A 3,237-nucleotide genomic window follows, 5' to 3' on the forward strand; every position below is an offset into this window, starting at 1 on the left:
GGCCCCCGCGGCCCCGGGGGGGGGGAGGGGGTGGGGTACGGTTATGTCGGTGCCCCGTGCGGGCACGGGGTAGCCCCGGGGTGCCGCATGCGCCGTTCCCGGACTCAGCCGCCCAGCTCAGCCGCGCAGTTCGGCGAGCCAGGCCTCGACCTCGGCGGAGGTGCGGGGGAGGCCGGCCGAGAGGTTCTCGTTGCCGTCCTCGGTGACCAGGATGTCGTCCTCGATCCGGACGCCGATGCCGTGGTACTCCTCGGGCACCGTCAGGTCGTTCTCCTGGAAGTAGATGCCCGGCTCGACGGTGAGCACCATGCCCGGCTTCAGCGGGCCGTCGACGTGCTCCTCGGTGCGCGAGTGGGCGCAGTCGTGGACGTCGAGGCCGAGCATGTGGCCGGTGCCGGCCAGGGTGAAGCGGCGGTGCAGGCCCAGCTCGTACACCTTGTCGGCGGTGAGGTCGCCGAACAGGCCCCAGGAGGTGAGGTGTTCGGCGAGCTCGCGCTGGGCGGCGTGGTGGAAGTCGCGGAAGTCGGCGCCGGGCTTCACCGCGGCGATGCCGGCCTCCTGCGCCGCGTACACGGCGTCGTAGACCTTGCGTTGCAGGTCGGTGAAGCGGCCGCTGACCGGGAGGGTGCGGGTGACGTCGGCGGTGTACAGGCGGTTGGTCTCCACGCCGGCGTCGAGCAGCAGGAGGTCGCCGGGCTTGGCGTGGCCGTTGTTGCGCACCCAGTGCAGGGTGGTGGCGTGCGGGCCGGCCGCGGCGATGCTGCCGTAGCCGATGTCGTTGCCCTCGATCCGGGCGCGGACGAAGAAGGTGCCCTCGATCAGCCGCTCGGGGGTCTCGGTGTCGGTGCCGAGGATGCGCACCACGTCCTCGAAGCCGCGGGCGGTGGCCTCGCAGGCGAAGCGCAGCTCGGCGATCTCGAACTCGTCCTTGACCAGGCGCTGGCCGGACAGGAAGACCTCGAACTCCGCGTCCCGCTCGGCGACGGCCCGGCCCTGGAGGGACTGCTCCACGCCCGCGTCGTGGCGGCGCAGCACGCGCACCGGGCCGGTGGCGGTGCCCAGGTCCGCGCGGACGGTGCGGACGTCCCGGCAGGGCAGGCCGAGCAGCTGCTCGCTCTCGGTCAGGCTGTTGCGGCGGCCGTCCCACAGCTCGCCGTGGTTGTCCAGCCAGAACTCGCCGTTGTCGGTCCGGGAACGGTCGCGCAGGTAGAGCACGGCCCGGTGGCCGGTGTCGCCGGTCGGCTCCAGGACCAGTACGGCGTCCTGGGACTGGTCGCCGGTCAGGTAGACGTAGTCGGAGGACGGGCGGAACGGGTAGTCGGTGTCGTTGGCCCGCACCTTCGGGTTGCCGGACGGGACCACCAGGCGCTCGCCGGGGAAGGCCGCGGACAGCTCGGCGCGGCGGCGGGCGGTGTGCGCGGCCTGCGGGATCGGCTCCAGGGCGAGGCGCTCGGTGTCGGCCCAGCCCTGCTTCATGTTCTCGGCGAGCTCGTCCGTGACGCCGCGGGTGAGGCCGTTCTTGCGGTACTTGATGGTCTCGGCGGGTTCGGTCACAGCAGACTCTCCAGGTGAGGGTGGTGGATGCGAGGCGCTTCGCTACGCTGACCTGCCCGGTACGTAACAAGCGTTATGTACGGTATATCGAGCAGGGTTCGAAGAGAAGGGGCCAAGACCTCGCGGAACCGGCCGACTGTCCTGGCGGCCGGCTTTCCACCTGCGCAACGACGACGCCACCCCGGCGGCCTGGATCTCAGACGGTGCCGAAGTCACCGGACTTGACGCCGGCGACGAAGGAGCGCCAGGCGTCGGCGCCGAAGGCGAGTCGAGGGCCCTCGGGGTCCTTGCTGTCGCGGACGGGGAGGATGCCGGGGAGCCCGGGTGCGACCTCGATGCACTCGCCGCCACCGTTGCTGTACGAGGACTTCAGCCAGGACGTGGGCTTGACCGTCGGGATGGGGAACATGGCGTGGAACTCCTTGAGACGGGCGCGGATGAGGGCCAACGAGTCCTCGCACGAGAGGGCTTGGGCCTGGAGCCAATGGTAAGTCCTTGTGAGGGAGCGGATCTTGTTCTCGTCCTCGCGTTCGACGTAGCCCCGCTGGATGGTTTCGAGGTAGGCCATCCACTTCTCGTCCGGGCGGGTCAGCAGCGTGAACGGCGTGGTCGCCGGGAGGCCTTCACCGAGACTGGACGGCGCGATCTGCAGCATGACGTGCGGAAGGCCGGCCACGCGCTCGAGCCGGCGAAGCTGCTCGGCCATGACGAAGGGGCCGCCAACGGTTCGCAGGCAGCTCTCCTCCATGACGATGTGGATGGAGGGAGGCGGTTCGCGGTACAGCAAGGCCTGCCGCGCCATGCGGACATTCAGGCGTTCGATGACTTTGTCCTCGGGGATCTCACCTCGTTGGGCTGCGGCGCTGATGAGCGCCGATGCGTAGCCCCGCGTCTGGAGCAGTCCCGGGATGACGTTCAGCTGGAAGATCTTGAAGGCGGTGGCCTTGGCCTCGTGCTCGATGTACGCGAGGTACCCGCCGATCAAGGTGGTGCTCTTGGCGGTCCAGTACAGGAGCTCAAGCGCCTCGCAGGTGTCGAGTTCCTTGTCGCATCGCCGGACGAGGTTCAGCGGCGCGGGACGGTCTCCGTTCTCGATCATGGAGATGAGCGAATCGCTGTAGTTGGTCCGCCGCCCGAGCTCGATCTGAGTGAGCCCTCTCGCCTTGCGGAAGCGCCGGAGCTGAACGCCGATGGCTGCGTTCGGAGATGCGGTCGGGTCTACTTCCCGCTGAGGCATGGCAACCACCCATTTCCACAGTGCTCGCTGTCAAAGTGAAGCTCTTCCGATGCTAGCCGCGATTGGCCACTCTTGGTGAGGAGTTAGCAACAGAGAGGAGTTATTCGGTGGATATGACGAACGTTCAATCTGGCGAAAGCATCGTCCTGCGGCGGAACTTTCCGCCCTGCCGGTGTCCGCAGTGCGGCGATTCCGTTCCCGAGGCGCGGATGGGCAGTGGCGCCATCGCCCCGGGGGGGCCCCCCCGGGGGCCTCGGTCGCGGGGCCGCGCCGCCCCGCGTGCGATATCACGCGCCGCGCGGGGGCGGGGGGGGGGGCTCCCCGCTGGCGCCTCGGGGGGGGGGGGCCGGGGCCGCGGGGGGGGGGGGGGGGGCCGGCCCCCGCCGCCGGGGCGCCCCCCCCGGGGGGGGGGCGGGCCCGCCCCCCCCCCCCGGCCCGAGCGGGTG

2 protein-coding genes are annotated in these 3,237 nt (G+C 70.6%); both read right to left on the bottom strand.

Features of this window, described 5'->3' with window-relative positions:
* Positions 1–117: 117 nt before the first annotated feature.
* Complete coding sequence (locus tag ACFV6I_RS35740) at positions 118–1,554, bottom strand: aminopeptidase P family protein (RefSeq protein WP_380430081.1); 1,437 nt, start codon at positions 1,552–1,554, stop codon at positions 118–120.
* Positions 1,555–1,750: 196 nt separating this feature from the next.
* Positions 1,751–2,791: a Scr1 family TA system antitoxin-like transcriptional regulator gene (locus tag ACFV6I_RS35745; RefSeq protein ID WP_380430084.1), complete on the bottom strand. Its 1,041-nt coding sequence runs from the start codon at positions 2,789–2,791 to the stop codon at positions 1,751–1,753.
* Positions 2,792–3,237 lie beyond the last annotated feature (446 nt).

The organism is Kitasatospora sp. NPDC059803 (assembly GCF_042732255.1).
Classification (GTDB): domain Bacteria; phylum Actinomycetota; class Actinomycetes; order Streptomycetales; family Streptomycetaceae; genus Kitasatospora.

Excerpts from the sequence above, each read along its gene's own strand:
- ACFV6I_RS35745 (WP_380430084.1), bottom strand. The coding sequence starts at position 2,791 with ATGCCTCAGCGGGAAGTAGACCCGACCGCATCTCCGAACGCAGCCATC.